Annotated in this window: 24 protein-coding genes and 1 pseudogene; 12 read left to right on the top strand and 13 right to left on the bottom strand. The window is 65.2% G+C overall.

What is annotated here, in order from left to right; translation table 11 throughout:
- Positions 1–44 precede the first annotated feature (44 nt).
- The 10 genes from ABY44_RS19300 to ABY44_RS19345 form a co-directional block, all read right to left on the bottom strand.
- Complete coding sequence (locus ABY44_RS19300; RefSeq protein WP_060175058.1) at positions 45–1,214, bottom strand: trans-sulfuration enzyme family protein; 1,170 nt, start codon at positions 1,212–1,214, stop codon at positions 45–47.
- A gap of 44 nt (positions 1,215–1,258) precedes the next feature.
- Positions 1,259–1,954 carry an ABC transporter permease gene (locus ABY44_RS19305; protein WP_081066296.1) on the bottom strand — a complete coding sequence of 232 codons (696 nt, stop codon included), beginning with the start codon at positions 1,952–1,954 and terminating at the stop codon, positions 1,259–1,261.
- A 13-nt stretch (positions 1,955–1,967) separates the two neighbouring features.
- Positions 1,968–2,645: an ABC transporter permease gene (locus ABY44_RS19310; RefSeq protein ID WP_060083139.1), complete on the bottom strand. Its 678-nt coding sequence runs from the start codon at positions 2,643–2,645 to the stop codon at positions 1,968–1,970.
- Positions 2,646–2,716: 71 nt separating this feature from the next.
- Positions 2,717–3,496 (bottom strand): transporter substrate-binding domain-containing protein, encoded by a 780-nt coding sequence (locus ABY44_RS19315; RefSeq protein WP_059699163.1) that lies wholly within the window; start codon positions 3,494–3,496, stop codon positions 2,717–2,719.
- Positions 3,497–3,527: 31 nt separating this feature from the next.
- The gene (locus ABY44_RS19320; RefSeq protein WP_034196105.1) at positions 3,528–4,325 is read right to left on the bottom strand and encodes an ABC transporter ATP-binding protein; all 798 of its coding nucleotides are present in this window, start codon (positions 4,323–4,325) and stop codon (positions 3,528–3,530) included.
- Between the two features lie 83 nt (positions 4,326–4,408).
- Positions 4,409–5,839, bottom strand: a complete 1,431-nt coding sequence (locus ABY44_RS19325) for an aldehyde dehydrogenase family protein (protein ID WP_060175057.1) — start codon at positions 5,837–5,839, stop codon at positions 4,409–4,411.
- The gene (locus ABY44_RS19330; RefSeq protein WP_230948766.1) at positions 5,836–6,960 is read right to left on the bottom strand and encodes a homoserine dehydrogenase; all 1,125 of its coding nucleotides are present in this window, start codon (positions 6,958–6,960) and stop codon (positions 5,836–5,838) included. The genes ABY44_RS19325 and ABY44_RS19330 overlap by 4 nt, the downstream gene beginning before the upstream one ends.
- 106 nt (positions 6,961–7,066) lie before the next feature.
- Complete coding sequence (locus ABY44_RS19335; RefSeq protein ID WP_027790145.1) at positions 7,067–7,558, bottom strand: Lrp/AsnC family transcriptional regulator; 492 nt, start codon at positions 7,556–7,558, stop codon at positions 7,067–7,069.
- Between the two features lie 31 nt (positions 7,559–7,589).
- Entirely contained in the window at positions 7,590–8,270 is a 681-nt protein-coding gene (locus tag ABY44_RS19340; RefSeq protein ID WP_060357181.1) for a hypothetical protein, read from the bottom strand.
- A 228-nt stretch (positions 8,271–8,498) separates the two neighbouring features.
- Positions 8,499–9,419: a LysR family transcriptional regulator gene (locus ABY44_RS19345; protein WP_027790147.1), complete on the bottom strand. Its 921-nt coding sequence runs from the start codon at positions 9,417–9,419 to the stop codon at positions 8,499–8,501.
- Between the two features lie 132 nt (positions 9,420–9,551).
- Between ABY44_RS19345 and ABY44_RS19350 the strand changes: the two genes are divergently transcribed.
- The 11 genes and pseudogenes from ABY44_RS19350 to dctA all read left to right on the top strand — a co-directional run bounded on the left by ABY44_RS19350 (position 9,552) and on the right by dctA (position 19,492).
- Positions 9,552–10,502: a ketopantoate reductase family protein gene (locus tag ABY44_RS19350; protein ID WP_060175055.1), complete on the top strand. Its 951-nt coding sequence runs from the start codon at positions 9,552–9,554 to the stop codon at positions 10,500–10,502.
- Positions 10,499–10,891, top strand: a complete 393-nt coding sequence (locus ABY44_RS19355) for a VOC family protein (RefSeq protein WP_027790149.1) — start codon at positions 10,499–10,501, stop codon at positions 10,889–10,891. The genes ABY44_RS19350 and ABY44_RS19355 overlap by 4 nt, the downstream gene beginning before the upstream one ends.
- Before the next feature lie 2 nt (positions 10,892–10,893).
- The gene (locus ABY44_RS19360) at positions 10,894–11,352 is read left to right on the top strand and encodes a MaoC family dehydratase (RefSeq protein ID WP_060175054.1); all 459 of its coding nucleotides are present in this window, start codon (positions 10,894–10,896) and stop codon (positions 11,350–11,352) included.
- The gene (locus ABY44_RS19365) at positions 11,352–12,572 is read left to right on the top strand and encodes a CaiB/BaiF CoA transferase family protein (RefSeq protein ID WP_048021202.1); all 1,221 of its coding nucleotides are present in this window, start codon (positions 11,352–11,354) and stop codon (positions 12,570–12,572) included. Before ABY44_RS19360 ends, ABY44_RS19365 begins: the two co-directional genes overlap by 1 nt.
- A complete protein-coding gene (gene aroE / locus ABY44_RS19370) occupies positions 12,572–13,405 on the top strand; it encodes a shikimate dehydrogenase (protein ID WP_027790150.1) in 834 nt (277 codons plus the stop codon). Before ABY44_RS19365 ends, aroE begins: the two co-directional genes overlap by 1 nt.
- Positions 13,406–13,424: 19 nt before the next feature.
- Entirely contained in the window at positions 13,425–13,868 is a 444-nt protein-coding gene (gene aroQ / locus ABY44_RS19375) for a type II 3-dehydroquinate dehydratase (RefSeq protein ID WP_060175053.1), read from the top strand.
- Between the two features lie 206 nt (positions 13,869–14,074).
- Positions 14,075–15,502 (top strand): MFS transporter, encoded by a 1,428-nt coding sequence (locus tag ABY44_RS19380; protein ID WP_060175052.1) that lies wholly within the window; start codon positions 14,075–14,077, stop codon positions 15,500–15,502.
- A gap of 144 nt (positions 15,503–15,646) precedes the next feature.
- Positions 15,647–16,849, top strand: a complete 1,203-nt coding sequence (locus tag ABY44_RS19385) for an MFS transporter (protein WP_060175096.1) — start codon at positions 15,647–15,649, stop codon at positions 16,847–16,849.
- 52 nt (positions 16,850–16,901) lie between these two features.
- Positions 16,902–17,189, top strand: a pseudogene (locus tag ABY44_RS19390) (helix-turn-helix domain-containing protein); the annotation flags it as partial.
- A 17-nt stretch (positions 17,190–17,206) separates the two neighbouring features.
- Complete coding sequence (locus ABY44_RS19395) at positions 17,207–18,130, top strand: LysR family transcriptional regulator (RefSeq protein ID WP_060083134.1); 924 nt, start codon at positions 17,207–17,209, stop codon at positions 18,128–18,130.
- Between the two features lie 33 nt (positions 18,131–18,163).
- Complete coding sequence (gene dctA, locus ABY44_RS19400) at positions 18,164–19,492, top strand: C4-dicarboxylate transporter DctA (protein ID WP_060175051.1); 1,329 nt, start codon at positions 18,164–18,166, stop codon at positions 19,490–19,492.
- 24 nt (positions 19,493–19,516) lie between these two features.
- Here the strand turns inward: dctA and ABY44_RS19405 are convergent, their stop codons facing one another.
- From ABY44_RS19405 to ABY44_RS19415, 3 genes are all read right to left on the bottom strand, one after another.
- A complete protein-coding gene (locus tag ABY44_RS19405) occupies positions 19,517–20,299 on the bottom strand; it encodes a substrate-binding domain-containing protein (RefSeq protein WP_027790156.1) in 783 nt (260 codons plus the stop codon).
- A gap of 50 nt (positions 20,300–20,349) precedes the next feature.
- Positions 20,350–21,645: an MFS transporter gene (locus tag ABY44_RS19410; protein ID WP_027790157.1), complete on the bottom strand. Its 1,296-nt coding sequence runs from the start codon at positions 21,643–21,645 to the stop codon at positions 20,350–20,352.
- 337 nt (positions 21,646–21,982) lie between these two features.
- Positions 21,983–22,516: a winged helix-turn-helix transcriptional regulator gene (locus tag ABY44_RS19415; protein ID WP_049098464.1), complete on the bottom strand. Its 534-nt coding sequence runs from the start codon at positions 22,514–22,516 to the stop codon at positions 21,983–21,985.
- A gap of 231 nt (positions 22,517–22,747) precedes the next feature.
- Between ABY44_RS19415 and ABY44_RS19420 the strand changes: the two genes are divergently transcribed.
- On the top strand, positions 22,748–23,842 hold the full coding sequence (locus ABY44_RS19420; protein WP_060175050.1) for an NmrA family NAD(P)-binding protein: 1,095 nt from the start codon (positions 22,748–22,750) through the stop codon (positions 23,840–23,842).
- Positions 23,843–23,904: the final 62 nt, after the last annotated feature.

Genomic DNA, 23,904 nt, shown 5'->3' on the forward strand with positions numbered 1-23,904 from the left:
GCGACGCACACGAGACGTCGATCGAGCGTGCGCACCGGTCCGTGTCAGATCTGCTCCAATGCTTGCGCGATATCGCTTTTCAGGTCGTCGATGTGCTCGATGCCGACCGAATAGCGGATGAAATTGAGCGGAATGTCGGCAGCGCGCATTTGCTCCGCCGACATCGTGCCCGCCCACATGGATGCCGTATGGATCGCGAGCGAATCGACGCCGCCGAGATTGCCTGCATTCAGCGGCAAGCGCAGCGCCTCGACAAAGCGCTGCGCTTCGCCGTAGCCTCCCCGCACGCCGAACGCCACCACACCGCCGAAGCCGCGCATCTGCCGGCATGCGAGTCCGTGCTGCGGATGGCTGCGCAGGCCCGGATAAAACACGCGTTCGATCTTCGCGTGCGCTTCGAGGAATTCGGCGAGCGCCTGAGCGTTCGCGTTGATCCGCTCGACGCGCATCGGCAGCGTGCGCAGCCCGCGCAGCAGCAGCCACGCGTCCATCGGAGACAGCACCGAGCCGAGCGTGATGTGCGTATGCCAGATCTGCTCTGCGAGCACGCGGCTCGTACAGATCACGCCGCCGGTCAGGTCGTGATGACCGCCCAGATACTTGGTCGCGCTGTGCACGACGATGTCGACACCGAGCCGGTGCGGCTGCTGATTGACCGGCGACGCGAACGTGTTGTCCGCGAGCGTCAGGATGCCGCGCGCCCTTGCGATTTCAGTCACCGCGGCGATGTCGGTCACGAGCAGCAGCGGATTGACCGGCGACTCGAGCACGATCAGCCGCGTATTCGGCCGGATCGCACGATCGAACGCGACCACGTCGGTCTGGTCGACGAACGTCACCTCGACACCGAACCGGCGCAGCATGTCGTCGAGCATTTTCGTGGTGCTCATGTAATGACGCGTCTGTCCGACGACGTGATCGCCGACCTTCACGACACTGAGGATCGCGGTCGCGATCGCGCCCATTCCGGATGCGGTGACGAGCGCGGTCTCGGTGCCCTCGAGCTCCGCCATGACCGCCTTTACGCGCTCGTGAACGGGATTGCCGTAGCGGGTGTAGTTGCGCGGATGCTGCGGCACGCTCGACATCTCCGCGAATTCCTCGCTGCCGGCTGCCTTGAACACCGCCGAATAGTGGATCGCCGGCGCGACCGACTTCTCGTCGGTCACGTCGCGGTCCGCAGCCAGCGCCAGCGTTTCAAGCTTGTATCCCATGTCGTCCTCGGATCGTTGGTTGTGTCGCGTTCATTCGGCGCCGGTCAAGCACGCGCGCTGCCCAGATGGCGATTCAGCAGGCCTTCGATGCGTTTGAGCACGGTCGAAAGCACCGCCGTGATGCCGACGTACACGATGCCGGCCAGCATCAGCGCATCGGTCGTATAGGTTTCGATCGCGATGCGGCGTGCGACACCGGTCAGGTCGAGCACGGTGATCGTGCTGGCAAGCGCGGTCGACTTCAGCTGCAGCACGATCTCGTTGCCGAGCGTCGGCGCGACGATGCCGATCGCGCGCGGCACGATCACGAACCAGGTGAGCATGAAGCGGCTCATCCCGAACGCGAGCGCGGCTTCCTTCTCGCCGGCGGGGACGCCGGCGATCCCGCCCCGGATGTCTTCCGCCATGTACGCCGCGAGATTGAGCGTCAGCGCGCACAACGCACACGAGAACGATCCGCCGACCAGCAGCCACAGAGGCGACGCACGCACGATGGAGAACTGCGCGAGCCCGTAATACAGCACGAAAATCTGCACCAGCAGCGGCGTGCCGCGAAACACCGACATGAACAGGCGGCTCGGTGTCGACAGCCACCGGCACGCCGACGTGCGCGCGACCGCCAGCGGCACCGCGAGCGCGAATGCAAGCGTGCAGGACAGCACCAGCAGCTCGAGCGTGATCCATATGCCGCGCGCGACGTCCGGGCCGGACTGCACGATGAGGGAAAGAAAGTCGTTCATCACGTGGCCCCCGTCAGGTGCGTTTTGCGTAACCGCGGCCCGCGATGCGCTCGAGCCACGCGAACACGGGGTTGGATACGGCGAGAAAGCCGAAATAGACGATGCCGACCGTCATGTAGAAGACGAATGGCTGCTTGGTGAACTGCGCGGCGATGTTGGCCTTGCGCAGCATGTCCTCGAGCCCGACGATCGACACCAGCGACGTGTCCTTCAGCAAGTTCTGCCACATGTTGTTCAGGCTCGGCAGGCAGATGCGCCACGCCTGCGGCAGGCGCACATGCCACAGTGTCTGCAGGCGTGTCATCCCGTACGCGCGCGCGGCCTCGATCTGTCCGGCCGGCACCGCGATGAACGCGCCGCGGAACATCTCCGACGAGTAGGCGCCGAACACCACGGCGAGCGCGATCACGCCGGCCGAGAACGGGCTGATGACGATGGCGCCATCGAATTGCGCGTTGAGCAGATGCGACAGCCCGAAGTAGCAGATCAACAGGATCAGGAACTCGGGAATGCCGCGCAGGAAATTGGTCAGCGCATAGGTCGCATGTCTGAGCCACCCCAGGCTCGACAGCTTTGCCGATGCGCCGGCGATGCCGAGCAACATGCCGACGCACAGCGCGGCGACCGCGAGCTCCAGCGTGACGAGCGCGCCAGCCGCGATCTGCGCGCCGTAGTTCACCAAGATGTCCATCGTAATATCGCTCCTTGTGAGCCCGATTCGCGCCGGCCGCCATACGGCGACCGCGCGGTCCCGATACGCGGTTATTGCGGCGCGATGCTGAACGGGAAATAGCGCTTGTTGGCTGCGGCGAACGTGCCATCCGCCTGCACCTGCGCGATGCCCTTGTCGAACAGCGCCTTCAGCGGCGCGTCGCCCTTGCGTACCGCGATCGCCGTACCGTCGCCGAAGATCTCCGCATCGGCGATCGGCTTGCCGACGAAGTCGAAGCCTTCCTTCCTGCCGGCCTTCGTCAGCCAGTCGTACGCGACCGTGTTGTCGGCGAACACCGCATCGACGCGCCCTGCCTCGAGATCGAGCCAGGCCTCGTCGAGTGTCTGATAGACCTTCACGTTGATCCCCGACTTGCTCGCCGGCAGGCGGCGGCGCAGATAGGATTCGTGCGTCGAGGCCGTCTGAACGCCGATCGTCTTGCCACGCAGCGTGGCGGCGTTGTCCGTGATGCCCGAGCCCTGCTTCGCGACGAGCTGCACGGGCGCCGTCGTGAAAATGCGCGAGAAGTCCACCGATTGCTCGCGCTCCGGCGTCTTCGACATCTGCGCGAGCACCGCATCGATCTGCTTCGCCTTGAGCGCCGGAATCAGCGCGTCGAAATCCATCGTCACCCACTGGCACTTGACCTTCATCGTGTCGCACATCTTCTTGCCGACGTCGATCTCCATGCCCTGCAGCTTGCCGGATGCATCCTTGTATTCGAACGGCGCGTAATCGGCGAGCGTGCCGATCCGCACAACCTGCTCGGCGTGCGCGACCGATCCGAGCAATGCCGCGCCCACGCACAGCGACTGAAGCAGCTTCTTCATGGTTTCCTCTCCGGTTGACAATGAATCCGCATCAGATGATGCTGGACAGAAACTTCTGGAAACGCGGCGACTTCTGGCTCGCGAACACCTCATCGGGACTGCCGTCTTCCTCGATTCTTCCCTGATGGACGAACACGACCCGGTTCGCGACTTCGCGTGCAAACCCCATCTCGTGCGTGACGACGAGCATCGTGCGTCCCTCGTCGGCCAGCGAGCGCATCACTTTCAACACTTCACCGACGAGCTCGGGATCGAGCGCCGACGTCGGCTCGTCGAACAGCATCACGTCGGGGTCGGTCGCGAGTGCACGTGCAATCGCGACGCGCTGCTGCTGGCCGCCCGACAGCTGGTTCGGATAGTGTTCGCACTTGCCGGCGAGCCCGACCCGTTCGAGCATCGCGATCGCCTTGTCGCGGGCGTCGCGCTTCGGCACGCCGAGCACGCGCACCGGCACGAACATCACGTTCTGCAGCACGGTCATGTGCGCCCAGAGATTGAACTGCTGGAACACCATCGCGAGCTTGCGGCGCACGCGCATCACCTGCTGCGCATCGGCCGCGACGAGCGCGCCGTCGCGTCCCGCCGGCTTCAGCGCGAGCGTTTCGCCGTTCACGCAGATCCGGCCGCGGTCGGGCATTTCCAGCAGGTTGATGCATCTGAGGAACGTACTCTTGCCTGACCCGCTGCTGCCGAGGATCGACACGACCTCGTGATTCCTCGCGGTCAGCGAGATGCCCTTCAGCACCTCGACACCGCCGAACGACTTGTGAATATCCTCGACCACCAGCGCGTCCGCCGCCGGTTTGCATGCAGGAATTGCTGCTGGCATCCTCGACTCCTTCTTCGATACGTTGCTCACCACACCGCTCCGGTTCGCGCCGCGCCGGCCCGCCAGGCGCCGGCGCTTGCGCATCAGCTCGACAGCCGCCGGTTGCGCCTGAAGCAGACCACCTTCGGCTGCGTCATTTCCGTCATCGCAAACCGAACGCCTTCGCGGCCCAGCGACCCATGCTTGAATCCGCCGAACGGCATGCCGTCGAAGCGGTAATCGGACGAATCGTTGATCATCACGCCGCCCGCCTGCAGTCGCTCGGCCGCGCCGAGCGCCACCTCCAGCCGGCTGGTGAACACGCCTGCATGCAGGCAGCTCTCCGACGCGTTGGCCGCATCGAGCGCCTGCTGCAGGTCGGTGAATTTCTCGATCGTCACGACCGGCGCGAACACCTCGTCGGTCCATACGCGCGCGTCGTGCGGCACATCCGCGAGCACCGTCGGTTCATACAGCGCCCCGCGTCGGCGATGACCGCTCAGCACCGTCGCACCGCACGAGACCGCTTCGTCGACCCAGCGTTCGACGCGGATCGCCTGTTCCTCGCCGATCATCGGCCCCATGTCGGTCGCATCGTCCAGTGGGTCGCCGACGACCATCCTGCCGGTCAGCTCGACGAAATACCGGACGAACGGCTCGTAGGCGGCCTCGGCGACGAAGATCCGCTGTGTGCCGATGCAGTTCTGTCCCGCCGCCCAGAACGCGCCCGACACGCAGGATTCGGCGGCATCCTTCAGGTCGCAGTCGGCCATGACGATCACCGGCGCATTTCCGCCCAGGTCCATCGCGATCTTCTTGAGTCCCGCATCGCGCGTGATGGCTTCGCCGGTCTGCGGGCCGCCGGTAAAGGTCACCATCCGGATCCGCCGGTCGCGCACCAGGGCCGACGCGATATCCGCGCCGCCGTGCACGATCTGCAGCGTGTCGCGCGGCGCCCCGGCTTCCCACAGAACCTCGACGAGGGCCTGCGCCGACAGCGGCGCGAGCAACGAGGGCTTCAGGATGACCGCATTGCCGGTCGCGAGCGCCGGCCCGAGCTTGTGTGCAACGAGGTTCAGCGGATCGTTGAAGGGCGTGATCGCGAGAATCACGCCCAGCGGCTCCAGCGTGTAGTAGCCGCTGCGATCCTCGGAGCCGGGATACCCGTCGAACGGGATCGTCTCGCCGGCCAGTCGCTTCGCTTCCTCGCCCGACAGGCGCAGCGTGTTCACGCAGCGCGCGACTTCCTTGCGGGCCTGCCGCAGCGGCTTGCCCGCTTCGAGCGCGATCGTGCGTGCGAATGTCTCCGCTTGTGCTTCCACGCTCGCGGCCGCGCGAAACAGGATGTCGGCCCGCCGGCTGCGTGGCAGGGTTGCGGCCGCGCGCGCGCCGTCGAGCGCGCGCTCGACGAGGACCGGCGCCGCATCTGCAGGCGACAGGCGAACCTGGCCGACGATCGAGCCGTCATAGGGCGACCGAACATCGGCCACGCCGGCTCCCGTGCAGTCGGTCATCACCGCATCGCGCGCGCTCATGCCGCCACCTCGTGCGAGGTTGCGCCGATTCTGTCCGCGAGTTCGATCAGGTCGGAGAGAATCGCGAACGCCGTTTCCTCACGGCCGGCACCCGGCCCGCTGATCGTCACGCCGCCGAGCACGTCGGTGTCGAACGTGATCGCGTTCGTCACGCCGCTCGCGGCAAGCAGCGGATGGCCGGCCGGGAGCTTGCGCGGTTCGACGCTCGCGGTCACGGTGCCGTCCGGATGACGGACGGCAGAACCGATCAACCGCCACGACATGCGCTCCGCCGCCGCCGCGCGCACGTCGTGCTCGGTCAATTCCACGATGCCGCGGCACGTCACGTCGCCACGCTTGAGGCCGGCATTCCACAGCGCGTTCGCCAGAATGACGACTTTCAGCTGTACGTCCGAACCGTTGACGTCGGCCGCCGGATTCGCCTCCGCATAGCCGCGCTGCTGCGCATCCCGGATCGCCGCATCGAAGCTCGCGCCGGCCTCGACCTCACCGAGGACGTAATTCGACGTGCCGTTCAGGATGCCGGCGAAGCTGTTGATGTCGCAGCCGCGCAGCGAGGTCGCGAGCTGCCGCAGCACCGGCGTGCCGCTCATCACCGTGCCTTCGTACATCACACAGGCACCCGATTGCGCGGCGATCCGCGCCAGTGCCGGCTGCGCGAGCGCGATCGGCCCCTTGTTGGTCGTGATCACGTGCTTGCCGCATTCGAGCGCGGTACGGCAATGCGACAGCGCAGGCTCGCCGGTGTTCGGATCAGTGAAGGTCGCCTCGACGACGACATCCACGTGGTCCGATGCGATGGCCTTCAGCACCGCACCGAGGCCGACGTCCGGCGACACCAGCGTGCCCGGATCGCGGCGCAGCGCTTCCGCATCGACGCCCCGCCGCGCGGTTTCGTCGAGGACGTCCAGCGCGATACCGCGAGGATTCGTCGCGATCCCGAGCCGCAGGTCGGCGACCATCGTCACCGATACGTCGAGTCCCGCCGCCCCCAGCATTGCACGCTTCTTTTTGAGCAGTTCGACCAGTCCCTGATTGACTCCGCCGAAACCGACCAGTGCCAGTTTGAGTTCCATCTCGATCATCTCCTGTTCATTGACCACGTGATACAGGTTAGTCATGCGAATCGATTTTCAAATTAGTCGTTTCGCCCGAATCAGGTAGTCATCCGTTGCGGTTTGTCATGCGGAACGGGCGGATCGCCCGTTGCCGCGCGAAGCAATTGCGTCAGGTGGCCGGCGGTTCGTCGTCCTTGTCGACCGGCACGAACAGCCCGACCTTGACCGCGCTCAGCACGACATTCGTGTTGATCCGGCGGATCATCGGGTTGCTCTGCATGATCCGCGCGGACAGCCGGTCGTACGCCTCGACGTCGCGTGCGGTGATGATCGCGATCAGGTCGACGGAGCCGGTCACGTAGTAGATCTGCTGGATTTCGTCGTGCGCCTTCGACCACTCGCGGAACCTGGCGACCGTCTCGTAGTTTTCGCGTTCGATCTCGATTGCCGCAATGAACGTCATCGGCCTGCCGACCGCCGCGCGATCGACCACCGCGATTTCCGCCGAAATGATCTTTTCGGTGCGCATGCGTTTCAGCCGCTTCTGCACGGCCGAGGTGGACAGACCGATCCGTTCGGCAATGGCGTCCGCCGTCGCGGTGCAATCGCGCTGGACGATATTCAGGATCTTGCGGTCGAAGGAGTCGAGTGCGTCGGTCATGGCGTGGCCTGCCGGAGAACGGATACTTGCGTCAAAGATAAAAAGGACGGGCCGATCTGAGCCCGACCAGATGCCGGACACGGTCGAACGCGGTAACGAGCGATTCGCGCCACTGCGCGGCTGGCCCGCGGATGCATACGGGTTCGAAATGGATCGTGTCCACACCTGCAGGAATACGGAACGGGCGCTCGATGCCATCGTCCGATTCGGTCACGAGTGCGGTGCCGTCGACTTCTGTCAGGCTCATCAGCAGATGGGCGGGCGCAGTGGCGCCAAGCAGGTTGCGCAGAGGCGACTCGTCCGCGGACAACTGCTCGAGCAGCGGCAGCTCGTACGCGCCGGGCCACCAGGTATCGTGCTCGTCAAGCCACGGGCCGACGCCCGGCATGCCGACCATCTCGAGGATCCGGTTCGCACCGAGATGCGCATAGGCTCGACACCGGCCCGCCCCGTCGGTCGAAGCGCGTGCCAGCCAGCCGCCGGCGCTCGGGACAGGATCCGTCAACGCGACGTTCGCAGGCTTCAGTCTGCCGAGCATTTCAGCCGCGCTTGCAGCGGATCGGTGCCCTTCGCAGGATCTCTGTGCGTGATCCGTGACGATACGACACACCCACTTGGGACCATCCTGCAAGGCGGCGGGAACGTCGCCGGACCGGACTTGGGCGGTTCGCCTGCGGGCGTGTTCGACGATGACGATTGGCGTGTCCGGCATACAACTCTCTCGTGCTTGCGGGGCCGCGTCGCAGCAATGCTGGCGCGCGTCATGGATTGGCCGACAGTGTTGGGGCTGGAGAAATCATATCGCCTCGGTGCGACCAAAAAAATCTCAACCGCGTCGAACATCGACGCAAAACGTCGAAAAGCACGGCTTTCCTGACGTTTTACATCCCACCCAAACACCGGCCAGCCTGGCATCCGTCGCGAACGCCAAACCCGCAGGTCAATCCGATGCACCGAACAATCGAATCACGACACCACGCAGCCATCGATTGCCCGCCTCATGGTGATATCGCGCATGCCAATGCTGCCGTACCGCAAACCCGTCGACCGGGATCGGGCATGCATGAACCGCCAGATCGCTCGCCTGAGCCAGTGTCTGGCCGATATGACGGGGTAGCGTCGTAATCAGGTCGGTCGTCTGGACGATCGCCCCCAGGCCCAGAAAACCCGGCAGCTCCAGCACGACGTCGCGCTCGATGCGCGCCTGCCGCAGCGCCTGCTCGAGGAGTTGCGCGCCGGTTCCCGCCGTAATGGCGACATGTCCTTCGGAACGATACTGCTTTGCCCCGAGACGACCGCGAATCCTCGGGTGATGCCGGTTCGCCAGGCATACCCAGTCCTGGTCGTACAGCTTCTGCTGATAAATGCCGCCGCCTAGCCACGGCACATAGCCGATTGCGAGGTCGGCTTCGCCGGATTCGAGCGCGCGCTCCGTATTGCCGTCGATCCGTGCGGCTTCCAGCCGGACGCCGGGCGCCTGCGCCCGGACATGGGCCAGCAGCCGCGGAAGCAGCGTGACGTGGCTCGCGTCGGTCATGCAGATGCGAAACCGTCGCTGGGCCGTCGCGGGATCGAACGCGATCTCCCACGCAGTGAAGCGCCGCAGGGATTCGAGAATTTCCCGGCATGGCCCGATCAGCGCGTCGGCTTGCGGTGTCGGCGCCATGCCGCCGGGCGTCCGGATGAAAAGCGGATCGTGCAGGTGTTCCCGCAAGTGCCCGAGCCAGATGCTGACCGTCGGCTGACTCTGGCCCAGTTGCTCGGCTACGCGCGTGACGCTGCGCACGTCGTACAGGAGATCGAAAAGCTGAAGCAGCTTCAGGTCGGGCAGGTCGGCGGGCATCGCGGCGTTATTGTCCATGGCAATGACGCCATTGTATCCATTGCATTGGCGGCATGAGCGGCGACGCCTATCGTGATGCCATACGTCAGCTTTGCATGGGACCAGAGTAAGGCGCCAAAGCGCCAACTCTCGTCGACAAAGGAGAAACCATTGAAAATAGCAATTCTGGGCGCCGGCGCACTGGGCTGCGCGATCGGCGCCACCCTCACCCAAGGCGGCCATGAGACCTGGCTGATCGACCGCTCGCCTGCACACGTCGATGCGATGAGCCGCGACGGCCTGCGCGTCGACGATGCCGGCGGCACCCGCCACGTGCGCGTCCACGCGACGACCCGGGCTGCCGATGTCGGCGTGGCCGACCTGGTGGTGGTGCTGGTCAAGTCGTTCCACACCGATGCGGCCATCCGCGGCGCCCAATCGCTGGTGGGGCCGGATACCGCCGTGCTGTCGCTGCAGAACGGCCTCGGACACGAGGACATCCTGATCGACGTCGTCGGCCGCGAGCGCGTCCTCGCGGGCAAGACCTACGTCGGCGGCGTGCTGCGCGGCGCGGGTCATATCGAATCCGGCGTGATCGGCAAATACACCTATATCGGCGAACTCGACGGCCGCATCACACCGCGTGTCGAGGCGATCGCCGCGGCGTTCAATGCCGCCGGCCTCGCCACGACGATCAGCGACAACATCGTCGGCACGATGTGGGACAAGCTGCTGGTGAACGTCGCGACGGGTGCGCTGACGGGCCTGACCGGCCTCACCTACGGGCAGCTTTACGACGAGCCGCAGCTGAAGGCGACGTCTCTCGCGGCCGTGGCCGAGGCGATCGCGGCGGCGCAGGCTGCGGGCGTGAAGCTGTCGATGACCGACCCCGAACAGGCATGGACGCTGGCCGCCGAGGGGCTGCCCGCGACCTTCAAGACGTCGATGCTGCAAAGCCTGGAGAAGGGTTCGATCACCGAGATCGACTTCATCAACGGCTCGGTCGTGCGCTGGGGCCAGCGCTACGGCGTGCCGACGCCGGTGAATGCAACGCTCGTCGCCTGCATCAAGGGGCTGGAACGCGCGATGGCCGACCGCCAACGGCAGGAGGCGGCCGCATGAATGCCACGAAAGCCTATCTCGAACACGTTGCGATCTGGGTGAAGGACATCCGCTGGCACATCCGTTTCTTCGAGGACGTGCTCGGCATGACCCTGCGCGAAGTGGACGGCACCCTCGACGCGCCGCGGCAGTACTGGACGCTCGGCGGCCTGCAGTTCATCCACGCGCCGGAATACGAAGGCCCGGAAGGCCGGCTCGCGCATCTCGGCGTGATGTGCGAAGACCTGGAGGCCGCGCTGGCCGCGGCCCAACGATTCGGCGTGACGGAGATGCCGCAGGGGCGCAACTGGCTTCGCCTGCCCGACGGGCTCGCCGTCGAACTGATCCAGGCCAGACCGGCTTCCTGCGTTGCACAGGCGCTGGCAATCAACCCGCGCGCGGAGGCGTGACCATGACGATCGTCGAAAAATACTGGGACGACGCCCGCGAGGGTGACACGTGCACGAGCCCGAACTACATCGTGACCAAGGAGCGCATTCTCGCGTACGCCGACCTCACCGGCGACCATACGCCCGTCCACGTGGACGAGGAATACGCGAACGCGAGCCATTTCGGGCGCCTCGTCGCGCACGGGCTGTTCGGCCTGTCCATTGCCGACGGCCTGAAGACGCAGAGCGACTATCGCTTTCTGCCGGGCATGTCGCTCGGCTGGACGTGGGATTTCCTGCTGCCGATCAAGGTCGGCGACGTGCTGCACGTGAAGTTCCGCGTCGGCTCGATGCGGGCCAGCAAGAGCCGCCCGGACTGGGGCATCGTCGTGCTGCCGTCGGAGCTGATCAATCAGGACGGTCAGGTCGTTCAACGCGGCGAGCATCGCCTGATGGTGCCGCGCCGCCCGGAGGCACTGTAATGCAGGCTCGCCCACTCGAAGGCATTCGCGTCGTCGACTACAGCCACTTTCTTGCCGGGCCGTATGTCGGGCGCTGTCTCGCGGCGCTCGGCGCCGAAGTCATCAAGGTCGAACGGCCCGGGTCGGGTGACGCCGGACGGCAGCACGCGACCGTGCTCGACGACCAGCAAAGCGGCTACTTCCTGCAGCTCAACATGGGCAAGCGCGGCGTGAGCGTCAACATGAAGGACGCGCGCGGCAAGGCGTTCATGCAGCGACTGTGCGACTCGGCCGACGTGTTCATCGAGAACTATCGGCCGGGCGCGCTGGACAAGCTCGGGCTCGGTTATGCCGAATTGTCGGCGCGCAATCCGGGCCTCGTCTACTGCTCGATTTCGGCGTACGGGCATACCGGCCCCGACGCGCATCGCGCGGGCTTCGGGCTGATCGCGGAAGCCAAGAGCGGGATCATGCAGATGGTCGGCACGCCGGGCGAGCGGCCGCCGCTGCTGCGCATCTCGCTCGGCGACATGTACACCGGCATCCATGCGGTCGCGGCCATCAATGCCGCGCTGCTGGGGCGCGTGAAGAGCGGCCGCGGGCAACACGTCGACATGGCGCTGTACGACACGCTGGTATCGATGCACGAATATGCGGTGCAGTGCTACACGCTGCAGGGCGTGCTGCCCGAGCAGACCGGGCATGACATGCCGACCTCGACGCTCTACGGCGTGTTTCGCGCCGCGGACGGCGATCTCGTGATCGCCGCGCAAGTCGACGACGCGTGGAAGCGCTTCGCCGAGCTGATCGCGACGCACGGCGGCCCGGCGGGCTTCGGCGCCGACACGCGGTTTCACGACAGCACCGGGCGCAACGCGCACCGCGCGGAGATTCTGTCGGTGGTCGAGCCGTGGGTGGCCGCGCGCTCCGTCGCGTCGGTACTGGATCTGCTGGACGGCATCGACGTTCCGTGCGCGAAGGTGCAGCGCATCGACGAGGTGTTGAACGATCCGCAGATCCAGGCCAGAGGCATGGTCGTCGAGCAACAGCATCCGCGCTACGGGACGCTGCGCCTGCCCAACCTGCCGTTCCGGTTTTCCGATTGCGACACGACGATTCGCGACGTCGCGCCCGATCTCGGGCAGCACAACGCGGAGATCGCGCGTTCCCTCGGGTTCGATCCGGCCGAAATCGACGCGATGCAGGCCGACGGCGTCCTCTACTCAAAAGCGAGCCAATGATGACCGACCAATACGCGGTGATCGGCAATCCGATCGGACACACGAAATCCCCGTTGATTCACGGCCTCTTCGCGCAGGAGACGCGGCAGGACCTCAGCTACACGGCGATCGAAGGGCCGATCGAACCGGCAGGCGCCTTCGCTGACGCGGTTCGCGCGTTTTTCGAGGGCGGCGGCAAGGGCATCAACGTCACCGCGCCGTTCAAGCTCGACGCGTTCGCGATGTCGGACGAACGCAGCGAGCGTGCGCAGCTCGCGGGCGCGGCCAACGCGCTCAAGTTCGACGGCGGCCGCATCCTGGCGGACAACTTCGACGGCATCGGGCTGGTGCGCGATATCGAAACGAACCTCAATCTGCCGATGGCCGGCAAGCGTGTCCTGGTGCTCGGTGCCGGCGGCGCGGCACGCGGCGCGCTGCTGCCGTTCCTCGAAGCCGGCCCGGCGGAACTCGTCATCGCGAATCGCGACGTCGACAAGGCGCGCGCACTGGCCGCGCAGGTTGCCGGACGCGGCCCGCTCGTTGCCAGCGGTTACGCGGACCTCGCGCGCATGGGGCGTTTCGACCTGGTCGTCAATGCCACGTCGGCGAGCCTGACCGGCGACCTGCCGCCGGTTCCGCCGAGCGTGTTCAGTCCGGCCGGCACGGCCTACGAACTCGCATACGGCAAGCGTCTGACGCCGTTTCTCCGGCTCGCGAAAAACGCAGGCGTACACGGGATCGCGGATGGCGTCGGCATGCTGGTCGAGCAGGCGGCCGAAGCGTTCGCGTGGTGGCGCGGCGTACGCCCCCAAACCAGCGCGGTGATCGATCGCCTGGCCGTGCCCTTTGATTGAACACGCAACGGAGATTCGCATGAAGAAGATCCTGATGCTGCACGGCATCAATCACAACATGTTCGGCAAGCGCGATCCGGCGCAGTACGGGACGATCACGCTCGCGCAGATCGATGCGCGGCTGCAAGGGCTGGCGACGGAACTGGGTGTGCAGGTGGAATCGTTCCAGACGAACCACGAAGGCGCGATGTGCGAGCGCATTCATCGCGCTTTCGAGGAACGTCAGGACGCGGTGCTGATCAACGCGGGCGCATGGACGCACTACAGCTACGGCATTCGCGATGCCCTTGCGATCCTCACGTGCCCGATCATCGAACTGCACATGTCCAACATTCATGCACGCGAGCCGTTCCGGCATCACTCCGTCCTGGCCGAGATCGTCAGCGGGCAGATTTGCGGTTTCGGTGTCCAAAGTTATCTGCTGGCGCTGAGGGCCACGGTTTCGGCGCTCGGCGACGAATAAGCCGATTCCCGCATCGGCTGCCGATGCGGGACCGACGCGCATGCGCAGCCGTCGCCAGGGCGCGGCGTTGCGCACCGCGCGTGCTCGCCGCGCGCCGTATCGACGGGCCGCGGTCAGGTCGCACGACGGAGTCGACACATCGGGCAGTGACGACTCCCCGCATCACCCGCCTTGCCCGGCACGCATATCAATATCCGGAGACGACGATGACCACGACCTTGCGAGACGAGCCCAGGGGCAGGCACCAATCGAGAAAAGCCGCCATCAGCGGCTGGATCGGATCGGTGCTCGAATACTACGATTTCTTCATCTACGCCACGGCATCGGCGCTGATCTTCCCGCAGATATTCTTTCCGCACGGGAGCCCCACGACGGCCATCATCGCGTCGCTGGCCACTTACGGCGTCGGCTACGTGTCCCGCCCGATCGGCGCGTTCGTGCTGGGCCACCTCGGCGACACGCGCGGACGAAAAACCGTCCTGCTGTTCTGCATGTTCCTGATGGGCATCTCGACCGTCGGCGTCGGCCTCCTGCCGACCTATCAGCAAGCCGGGCTGATAGCGCCCGCACTGCTGGTGACGCTTCGCCTGCTGCAGGGTTTCGCCGTGGCCGGCGAGATCACCGGCGCGAGCTCGATGATCCTGGAACACGCGCCGTTCGGCCGGCGCGGCTACTTCGTCAGCTTCACGCTGCAGGGCGTGCAGGCCGGGCAAGTGCTGGCCGCCGCCGTGTTCCTGCCGCTCGCCTACTACATGCCGTCCGCGCAATTCGATAGCTGGGGCTGGCGCATTCCGTTCCTGCTGAGTGCGCTGGTCATCGTGGCTGGCCTGATCATTCGCCGCGAGGTCGACGAGTCGCCGGCCTTCGACGAAGCGGTACGCAACCGGTCGCAAGCCGGCTCGCCGGTGGCCGACGCTTTCAGGCACCACTTTCCCGACATGCTGCGCGTGGCCTGCATGTCGATGATGAACGTGATTCCGGTCGTCGCCACGATCTTCGGCGCGGCCTATGCGGTTCAGCCTGCATATGGAATCGGATTCCAGAAGGATGTCTATCTCTGGATCACGGTGATGGGCAATATCGTTGCGATGATCGTGATTCCGTTCGTCGGCAACCTGTCCGACCGCGTCGGCCGCCGGCCGCCGATCATCATCGGCTCGCTGGCCGCCGGGCTGCTCGCGTTCGCGTACCTGTATGCGATCAGCATCCGGAACGTGCCGCTCGCATTCGTGATGTCGATGCTGATGTGGGGCGTGGTGTACCAGGGCTACAACGCGGTATTCCCCGCCTTCTACCCGGAACTCTTTCCGACCCGCACGCGCGTCTCGGCGATGGCCATCGCGCAGAACCTCGGTACCGCGGCCACGGCGATGCTGCCCGCGCTGTTCACCGCGGTCGCGCCGCCCGGCGCCCATCACGTCTGGCTGATCGTCGGTGCGATCGCGTTCGGCATCACCGTGATCGCGTCGCTCGCGGCCTGGAGCGCACGCGAAACCAGTCGTGTCCATTTGAACGACCTGGGGCGAGCGAACGCGCAACCGGTCGCCAAGGCAGAATACGACCTGCTGCGCGCCGAGGCGCTGTCGCACGATCGCGTCGTGCGCGAACCCGTGCCCGGATCCGTCGGCAGCTAGCCGGCGTTCGGCGGGGCGTCGGGTTCGGCGCCCCTTCCGCCCGGCCATTTCAGCTCGCCGCGGCCGCGCTCGCCGGACGAGCAACCTTGCGTAACCGCAGCCCTTACTCGAAGCTCGATGCCCGATACCGTGTCGAAAACCGCCATGCCGGACTCCACGCGACCCGCTCGCCTGAACTTCGCGCTCATGTTGCCGCTTCTGCTGGCGGCCCAGCCGGTGGCGACCGACAGTTACCTGCCGGCGCTGCCCGAAATCGCCGCCACGCTGGGCTCCGCCAGTGTCAGCCTCACGGTTTTCGCGCTGATATTCGGTGTCGGGCAATTGCCGATGGGCAGCCTTTCCGACCGGTTCGGCCGCCGCCCCGTCCTGCTGACCGGCCTTGCGCTCTATGCGCTGTCCGCACTGGCCGCTGCGCTGGCCTCGACCGCGGCGATGCTGGTGGCCGCTCGCGCGATGCAGGGGCTGGCCATGGCCGCGATACTGGTATGCGCCCGTGCGACAGTGCGCGACCGGTATTCGGCGGGCGACGGCCCGTACGTAATGGCGCGCGGTTTCATGGGGATGGGGATGATGGCGTTCCTCGCCCCGATCCTCGGTGCGTATGTCGCACAGCAGGCCGGATGGCGATGGGTGCTCGCCGGGATGAGCGTGTATGCGCTCGGGTTGCTCGTCATGTGCTGGTACGGCTTCGAGGAAAGCTTCGCGCGAAGCGCGCCGAACCGGGACTCGAACCGGGAAGTGCGCGAGATACTCGGCAATGCCCCGTTCAGGGTATGGACGCTGCTGGCCGCGTCGACGTACACCGGCATGTTCTGCTTTCTGCTGCTGTCTCCGGCTATCTACATCGGGCAGCTCGGCATCTCGCCCCAGCGTTATGGCTGGATACCGGCGGGCGGTACGCTCGTCTATGTCCTGAGCACGTTTGGTTGCCGCGTGCTGCTGCGCCGTCAAAGCATGCTGCGAACGGTGCGGCAAGGCGCAACGCTGAGCCTCTGCGGCGCGGTGATCCAGGCATTGGGGTGCGCGCTGCTTCCCGGCAGCATCTGGCCGCTGCTCGTCGGGCATGGCGTGTATTGCCTCGGCCACGGAATCCATCAGCCGTGCGGGCAAGCAGGGGCGGTCAGCGGCCTGCCTCACCTTGCAGGCCGCGCCGTATCCTGGTCCGGCTTCATCATGATGTTCTTCGCGTTCAGCGTGGGACAGACGGCAGCGGGATTCGCCGATCCGCGTTACCAGTCGGGCGCGTGGCCGATGGTTGTGCCGATGCTCGTCGTCGGCGTGACGCTGGTAACGATTGCGTATGCGTGGCTGCCAAAAGTCATCCACGCGACCTTGGTCGCCAGGTAATCTCCTCGATTTCCACGATCCGGCGATCTGTCGCAGCGCAAGGATCACACGCGTCAAAGAGACCGGGCTCTCACCGGCCCGTTACGTGCCGGCTGCGCGGGTCGGGCGTGCGAAGGCACGGCTGGAGCGGGCCGACTGGCCGCTCGAACGGATAGCCGAACGATCGGGATCCACAAGCGTGGACGCGTTGCAGCGTGCGTTTGCAAAATGCGTCGGCGCATCGCCGCGGGACTATCGTGCGCGGTTCGGGCAACCACGGCGGGCAAACCCGAAGACATCGGTTTCAGGCAACGCAACGCGCATGGCGCCGGCAGAATCATGCACAATGCACCGCATCTGAGTGGCGGAGATTTGCCTGTGGGGATCAACTTCGATTTAACCGACTTGCAGGCATTTCGCGCCGTAGTGGAAACGGGGAGCTTCCGAAAGGCCGCCGACGCAGTCAACCTCTCCCAGCCGGCCTTGAGCCGTCGTATCGACAAGCTCGAGGAAGCGCTCGGCGTACGACTGTTCGAGCGCACCACGCGCAGCGTCTCGCTCACCACGGTAGGTCGCGTGTTCGCGCAGAGTGCCGAACAACTGCTCGACGATCTCGATGCCGCCCTGCTCGGCATCCGCGACGTTTCATCGAGCCGCCTCGGCCATGTGACGATCGCATGCGTGCCGTCGGTCGCCTACTACTTTCTTCCCGCCATCGTCGCGCGCTATCATCAGCGCTTTCCGCGCATCAGGGTGAAGCTGCTCGATGCAAGCGCCAACGAGGTGCTCGGGGCCGTCATCAGCGGCGAGGCGGATTTCGGCGTGAGCTTCATCGGCAGCCAGGAGGCTGAGATCGAGTTCAAGGTGCTGCTCCAGGAACGCTTCGTTGCCGCCTGCCGCCGCGACCACCCGCTCGCACGCAAGAAGCGCGTGACCTGGAACGAGCTTTACGAGCACGACTATGTGTCGGTCGACAAGACTTCCGGCAACCGTCTGCTGCTCGACCAGGCGCTGACCGCCGTCGCGCCGCGCGCGCCGAGCGTCTGCGAGACACGCCACGTGACGACCCTGCTCGGATTGATCGAAGCGGGGCTCGGCGTCGCCGCGGTCCCCTCGATGGCGATGCCTGGGCATGACCACCCGATTCTCACGAGCGTGCCGCTCGTCGAACCGGTCGTCAAACGACGCGTGGGAATCGTGAAGCGGCGCGGACGACCGCTTACGCCGGCCGCCGAGGCGTTTCATCGGATGGTCATCGAGGCGAAGCGTGGCGGGACCGCAAGCAGTGGCGCATCGGCGTAACGACGACAGAGAGACACGAAGGAAGACCGGACAGTGAGGTTGGCCAGGCCGCTTGGATCGCTTTACGTGCAGGTTCTGCTCGCGATGATGCTCGGCATGGGCATCGGTCACGCATGGCCCGCGGCGGGCGCGATGCTCAAGCCCCTCAGCGATGCGTTCGTCGGCCTGGTCAAGATGACCATCGCCCCGATCGTCTTTTGCACGATCGTCTCGGGCATCACGTCGCTGGCGAACGGGAAGGCGATCGGCCGCACGATCGTGCGGGCACTGGCGCTCTTCTATCTATTGACCGCCGCTGCGCTCGCGCTCGGACTCGTCACCGCATATGTGCTGCAGCCCGGCGCCGGCATGCACGTCGACGTCAGCCACCTGGATGCAGGCATCCTCGCTCCGTATGCGAAGCATGCGGAGCCGCGGGGCCTTGTGGAGTTCGGGCTGAGCGTGATTCCGGACACGATGCTCGGCGCGTTCGCCAAAGGCGAAGTGTTGCCGGTGCTGCTGCTGTCGCTGTTGTTCGGCTTCTCGCTGAATGCGCACCCGCGGGCCGGCCGGCCCGTTCTTGCGCTGATCGACGGTGTCGCCCAGGTCGTCTTTCGCGTGCTCGCGATGATCATGCGGCTCGCGCCGCTCGGCGCATTCGGCGCGATGGCGTTCACGGTGGGCCGTTTCGGCATCGGTTCGGTCGGCTCGCTCGCGAAGCTGATGGCGTCCTTCTACGTGGCCTGCGTGCTGTTCGTCGCGCTGGTGCTCGCACCGCTCGCGCGACTGCACGGTTTCGCGCTGTGGCGGCTCTTGCGCTACATGCGCGAAGAATTGCTCATCGTCCTCGCGACGTCGTCCACGGAGCCCGTTCTGCCGCGTCTGATCGTCAAGCTGGAGGCACTCGGCTGCGACAAGGGCATCGTGGGGCTCGTGCTGCCGGCGGGCTATTCCTTCAATCTGGACGGTACCGCGATCTATCTGACGCTCGCGGCATTGTTCATCGCCCAGGCGTGCGACGTGCCGCTCTCCGCGTCGCAGATCGCGGTGATGCTCGCCATCATGCTGCTCACGTCAAAGGGGGCGGCCGGTGTTTCCGGTAGCGGGCTGGTGGCGCTGGTCGCCACACTCGCCGTCATGCCCGACCTGCCCGTCGCCGGCGTCGCACTGCTGGTCGGCATCGATCGCTTCATGTCGGAGGCGCGCGCCCTGACAAGCGTGATCAGCAATGCCTGCGCGGTGATCTTCGTTTCGCTGTGGGAAGGTGCGTGCGATCGCATACGGCTTGCGCAGAGGCTCGCCATGGCCGGCCCGGCATCCCCGAACGGGGCCGATGAAGGCAGTACCGCAGGGGATGCCGGCGGCAACGGGAAGACTTTGTGACACAAGCCTTCCCGCGGGTCGGACTCAATGCGCGGGGACGGCATCCAGTCCGGTTGTTTTCACGTCGGCCTGCACGCCGGGCGACGCCAGATAATCGAGCAGCGCCTTCGCTTCCTTCGGATGCTGCGCGCCGACGGGGATGCCGGCAGCGAAGCGCGTGACGGACTGCAGCGATTCGGGAATCTTGCCGACGAAGGTCGCACCGTGGACGGGCAGCAGCTCGCTGACCTGCTGGAAGCCGATTTCGTAGTCGCCGTTCGCGACGACAGAAGCCACCGGAATCCGCGGGATCATCTTCGCCTTGGACTTCACCTGCTCCTCGATGCCGAGCTTCTTGAACAACTCGCGTTCGATATACACGCCGCTCGCGCTGTCCGAGTAGGCGATCGACTTCGCGTGCAGCAGCACCTGCTTGAGACCTTCAGTGGTGCTGATGTCGGGCTTTGCCGCGCCGTCGCGCACGACCATGCCGATGCGCGAATCGGCGAGCTCGACGCGGGATCCGGGGATGACCTTGCCTTGCTTGATCAGTTCGTCCAGCGCGTAGCCGACCATGATGACGGCGTCGGCGGGCTCGCCGCGCGCGAGCCGGTTCGGAATCGCTTCGGGCGACTTGCCCATCGACGGGCCAAGCGCGGTGTCGAGCGTATTGCCGGTCGTGGACGCGAACCGCGGGCCGAGCAGTTTATAGGCGGCCGTGAAGCCACCCGAGCTCATCACGTGGAGCTCGGCCGCCTGCACGTTGGCCGCAAACGCCGCGCTGGCGACGAGCGCGGTCGCGCAAAATTTCAGGAGCTGATTTCTCATGGTCGTGGTCGTGCGAATTCGTGTGTGGGGGTGAAGTTTCGGATGGGCTATCAATGCGCCGGCGTGAGCGTCGCCGTGCGGTGACGGTAGAGCGCGAAGGTCGCAAGCAGCGCGCACACCGCGGCGAAGCTCATCCAGTAGCCGGGTGCGGCCTTGTCGCCCGTCATGTGAATGAGCCCGGTCGAGATGGCCGGCGTGAAGCCGCCGAACACGGCCGTCGCGAGGCTGTAGGCGAGCGAGAAGCCCGCGACACGCACCTGCACCGGCATCACTTCGGTGAGCGCGACGACCATCGCACCGTTATAGATCCCGTACATGAACGAGAGCCAGAGCAGGACGAGCAGCATGTTGGCGAACGACGGCGCGTGAGCGAGGAACGACAGCGCCGGATAGGCGGTCAGGACGGTGAGCATCGTCATGCCGACCAGCAGCGGCCGACGGCCGAACCGATCGGACAGCGCGCCGCCGATCGGCAGCCACACGAAGTTCGACACGCCGACGCAGAGCGTCACGAGCAGGCTGTCGGCGGTGCTCAGATGCAGCACCGTCTTGCCGAAGGTCGGCGCGTAGACGGTGATCAGATAGAAGCTCGTGGTGGTCATCGCGACGAGCATCATGCCGGCGACCACGACGCCCCAGTTCTGAACCAGCGTGCCGAACACTTCCTTCATGCCCGGGCGATGCTTGCGCGCCTTGAATTCCTGGGTTTCCTCCAGGTTGCGGCGCAGCATGAAGATGAACGGCACGATCATGCAGCCGACGAAGAACGGCACGCGCCATCCCCAGGTGGCGATCTGCGATGCGCTCAGCCACTGATTGAGCGCAAAGCCGAGGCCCGCCGCGATGACGATCGCAACCTGCTGGCTGGCCGATTGCCAGCTGGTGAAGAAGCCCTTGCGGCCGGGCGTTGCCAGCTCGGCGAGATAGACCGATACACCGCCCAGCTCGGCGCCTGCGGAGAAGCCCTGCAGCAGCCGCCCGATCAGTACGAGCACGGGCGCCAGCAGCCCGATCGACGCGTAGCCCGGCACGAACGCAATCAGGATGGTGCCGCTCGCCATGATGGACAGCGTGACGATCAGGCCCTTGCGGCGGCCTACCTCGTCGATGTACGCGCCCAGCACGATTGCGCCCAGCGGCCGCATCAGGAAGCCGGCGCCGAACACGGCGAAGGTCATCATCAACGAAGCGAACTCGCTTTGCGCAGGGAAGAAGACATTGGCGATCTGCGTGGCGTAGAAGCCGAACAGGAAGAAGTCGAACTGCTCGAGAAAATTGCCGGCCGTGACGCGAAAGATCGCGGCGGCCTTCGAACGTTCGGCCGGAAGGCTGGACGAGGGGTGCATCGAGGTGTCTCCTGAAAATCCGGAAATATGCGGGGCGGGTCGATTGTGGTTTTCCGGAATGTTCGCTCGACGTCGATCAAACGATAAGTGCGATTTTTGGAAGAATTGATGCAAGGAGGTTATCAATCGTCACGGCCTCGCCAGTTTCGATCAGCGCCTGCACGGCGTGCGACGTCGGTGGGCATCACGAGATGTCGAGCTGATCAAGCGAAACACTCGGCGAGGGCCGAGGACGCGCTGCTCGCCAGGATCGCCCACGATCGCCAGCGCAGCATGCTGCCTGACGAGGTGTCCGAGAAGGACCCGATGGAGTTCGACGGAGAAACCCGGGCGACCATCAAGCAGGCGATCGTCCGCCTGGCGGATCTGCTTTTTGGCGACGCCGGTTACCGTGCGACAGGCGCCAGCGGACCAGCTCGTCCGCGCCGGGACCTTCCTGGATCTCCAAATCCGCCGCGTTGGTCTGCTCCCCCGTCTCCTGATCGATAAAGCTCCACCGCACCTCGGCTCCCGTCTTTCGATTCACGAACTTCATCGGAGGCGCCGAAGCTCCGGAAACTTCCAGACTGTCCCCAATCTGGGCGAGTACCGGCATCACCGGGGCGATCTGCCAGCCCTTGTGAGTCAGGAGATATTCAAATCGCTCCGGATTCACCTGATAGCGCCTACGCTCAACGAGGCCGTTGGCCTCCAGATGCTTGAGCCGGTCGCTGAGCGTCGCGTTGGTTATGCCGGACGACTGGCGAAACTCGTCGTACCGGCTGAGCCCGCAGACAAGGTCGCGAAGTATCAGCAAGCCCCATCGGTCACCGATCGCCGCCATGACGCCGGCAATCGGGCACACCATTCCGTCAAAACCCTTCGAGCGCATGAGCCGTTTCCCTGATTAGCCCCGGCGATCGTCGCCGAGAGTAAGTCTCATTATAAGAGTCGCGCAAACGTCGACAGGACGTTTCCACCCAAGAGCCCGTCGCCTTCCCGGTTCAAGTGCCGAAAAGTTCTTGTCTTGCGGGACACTCACTCTTATTATAAGAGTGAGTGTCCCGCTTGTTGACCGGCATCGTCGGTGGGCGTCCGTAGCATCGAATTCAAGGAAACCATCATGCCTTCCCATGCCACTTCCAGAATCTTCGTCATCGGTGGTACAGGCGCGCAGGGCCTGCCTGTCATCAGCGCGCTCGTCGCGGACGGCAAGTATTCCGTTCGCGCGTTGAGCCGAGATCCCGATTCCCGGCGCGCCAAGGCGCTGCTCGCACTCGGCAACGTGTCGATCCTGAAAGGCACGTTTGCCGACGAAGCCGTTCTGCGGGCAGGCTTTCGCGGCTGCGACGGTGCGTACATCAATCTGGACGGGTTCAACACCGGCGAGAAAACGGAGATCTACTGGGCGATGCGTTGCTACGAAATCGCGCTGGAAGAAGGCATCAAGTTCTTCGTGTATGGCAACCTCGACTACGCGCTCAAACAGGCCGGCTACGATTCGCGCTTTCGTGCTGGCCACTACGACGGCAAAGGCCGCGTAGGCGAATGGATCCTGTTCCAGAACCAGACGAACCGGGACCGCATGGGCGCGGCCGTGTTCACCACCGGGCCATACATGGAGATGGCCATTTCGGCGATGACGCCGATGATGCCCTTCGTCGAGGACGGAGTCGTCACCTGGCGCGTGCCGCTCGGCAACGGCGCGGTGCCGCATGTCGCACTGGAGGATTGCGGCTACTACGCGCGCTGGCTGTTCGATCACCCGGAGCGCGCGAACGGCATGGATCTCCAGGTCGCCATTGAGCATGTCGAGTACGGGAAGCTGGCCGAGGCGTTCGAACGGGTAACGGGGCATCCTGCGCGCTACATCGACACGGATCTGGACACTTACTGGAACGGCCCGCTCAAGATGGCGGCGAACTCGCCCGCCGGATACAACGCGGACCCGAATGACAAGAGCACGATGAGTTTCCGCGACAACTTCACAGGATTCTGGAACATCTGGAAACACGGCGTCATCCGCCGCGACTACGCGCTACTCGACGAAATCCATCCGAACCGCATCCGGACCGTCGAGCAATGGCTTCGACGAGAAGACGAGCGTGGCCAGCAGCAAGGCAAAGGAAGTCTCTGGGAGCGGGTGCAGCCGGAAACCCTGTTCAAGTCGGTGCCGCTTCTGAAGCTGTCCGAAGACGGCAGAAAAGGCGCGCTTTAATCTACGGCATCACGTCCAGTAGATATCGGGAATTCGATCAATGTTTAGTCAACCTAATGGAT

The sequence above is a fragment of the Burkholderia sp. ZZQ-2 genome, assembly GCF_050768715.1.
Classification (GTDB): domain Bacteria; phylum Pseudomonadota; class Gammaproteobacteria; order Burkholderiales; family Burkholderiaceae; genus Burkholderia; species Burkholderia cepacia.